The following is a 1,882-nucleotide window of genomic DNA, read 5'->3' as shown; positions in this document are numbered from 1 at the left end:
GCCGATCATCACCTTCATCAACAAGATCGACCGCGAAGGCGTCAGCCCCTTCGAGCTGATGGACGAGATCGCGACCAAGCTCGCGCTCGACACCGCGCCGATGATGTGGCCGGCCGGCATGGGCGGATTGCTCAGGGGCATTTTCGATCCCGAGCGCGACCGCTTCATTCCTTACGACCGCATGAGCGAGGGCAAGGAGGCGACGAGCCTCTCCGGCAACGAAATCGCGAACCATATGAGCGCCGAGGAGCTCGTGCAGTTCCGCGAGGAGATGGAACTCGCGCGCGAGGGCTCGCCCGCCTTCGATCTCGACGCCTATCGCGCAGGCCACCTCACGCCAGTCTATTTCGGCAGCGCGCTCCGGAAGCTCGGCGTGCGCGAACTCCTCAATGCCGTCGTGCAATTCGCGCCGAGCCCGCGTCCGCAGCCGTCCTCGGCGCGGCTCGTGCAGCCGGACGAGCCCAAGGTTGCCGGCTTCGTCTTCAAGGTGCAGGCGAACATGGATGCGAATCATCGCGACCGTATCGCCTTCATGCGCATCTGCTCAGGCCGGTTCAAGCGCGGCATGCGACTGAAAGTATCCGGCTCCGGCAAGACGATCGGCATTCACAATCCGACGCTCTTTTTCGCGCAGGACCGCGAACTCGTGGACGAGGCTTTCGCGGGCGACATCATCGGCATTCCGAACCATGGCACGATCCGCGTCGGCGATACGCTGACGGAAGCCGAAGACCTTACCTTCACCGGCATTCCGAATTTCGCGCCGGAAATCCTGCAGCGCGTGCGGCTCGACGATCCGATGAAGGCCAAGCACATGCGACGGGCGCTCGAAAGCCTCGCCGAGGAAGGCGTGACGCAGGTCTTCAAACCCCAGATCGGCGCCAACTGGATCGTCGGCGTCGTCGGGCGCCTGCAGCTCGAAGTGCTCGCGGCACGCATCGAGACCGAATACGAGATCAAGGTGAGTTTCGAAAACTCGCCCTTCGAGACCGCGCGCTGGGTGATGTCGGAAGATCCGGCGGAGCTGAAGAAGTTCGTCGAGGCGCATCGCGGCAACATGGCGGAGGATCGCGACGGCGCGCCGGTCTTCCTTGCCAAGAGCAATTGGGAACTCGGCTATACGGCCGAGAAATGGCCGCATGTGCGCTTCTCGGCGACGCGCGAACGCGCGCCGGTGGCAGCTTAATTCTTCATTTTCACGACGATCGCGGACGAACGGTCATGGCCCGGCGAACCGGGCCATGACGCGGATATGCTCGGCCGTCAGTGCGCGGCCGCGGCGCCGTTGGTGTTCATCGACACCTGGGTGCAGGGCTTGCCGCCGGTTTCCTTCTTGATCGCCGCTGCGGCGTCTGCCGCATTCGTCGCCGTCTTCGTGACGGTGAAGGTCGTCGGCACCTCGACTTCGAGGCCGCCGGGCGCGGGTTCGATCGAGGTCGAACTCACATAGGTGCAGGAAATGGTCACGGCCTGGGTGGCAATGACGGTTTCAGTGGAGGCGCAGCCGGCGACGAGAAGAGGAAGCGCGGCGGCGAGGAAAAGGCGGGACTTCAAGATGGAACTACTCCTGGAACACTGACATGCCGGATGGGCGCGGAATAGATGATCGGCGCGGCACGAGCCGTCAAGATCGGCCTTGTGCCATGTTCCAAACGGCGACGCCTGCTTTTTCCGGCGGTGAGTCAGTCCGTCACATCCCGCAACGCCCGCCTCGGACTTTCCGGGGCCGCGACCGTCGGTCTTCCGGCGCGGAAGGCGAAGGTCGGTTGCCAGTCGGGTTCGCCGGTGACGGCGGCGAGGCGGACTTCGGATTTCGATTCCTTGCCGAGCTGCTTTTCGCGGTCGGCCGTTTCCACGGGCTGGTTGATCGGCTGCATCGCGA

Annotated in this window: 3 protein-coding genes; 1 reads left to right on the top strand and 2 read right to left on the bottom strand. The window is 64.1% G+C overall.

The window, feature by feature from the left end:
* Positions 1-1,186: EF-Tu/IF-2/RF-3 family GTPase (locus VMR03_RS13810; RefSeq protein WP_325406180.1), on the top strand; the 1,186-nt coding region annotated here is incomplete at its 5' end.
* A 77-nt stretch (positions 1,187-1,263) separates the two neighbouring features.
* Here the strand turns inward: VMR03_RS13810 and VMR03_RS13805 are convergent.
* Both VMR03_RS13805 and VMR03_RS13800 read right to left on the bottom strand, forming a co-directional pair.
* The gene (locus VMR03_RS13805; RefSeq protein ID WP_325406178.1) at positions 1,264-1,554 is read right to left on the bottom strand and encodes a hypothetical protein; all 291 of its coding nucleotides are present in this window, start codon (positions 1,552-1,554) and stop codon (positions 1,264-1,266) included.
* A 128-nt stretch (positions 1,555-1,682) separates the two neighbouring features.
* Positions 1,683-1,882: hypothetical protein (locus VMR03_RS13800; protein ID WP_325406176.1), on the bottom strand; the 200-nt coding region annotated here is incomplete at its 5' end.

Source organism: Parvibaculum sp. (genome assembly GCF_035511255.1).
Classification (GTDB): domain Bacteria; phylum Pseudomonadota; class Alphaproteobacteria; order Parvibaculales; family Parvibaculaceae; genus Parvibaculum.
The sequence above is the reverse complement of the archived record's forward strand: the minus strand, read 5'-3'. Positions and strand labels throughout refer to the sequence as shown.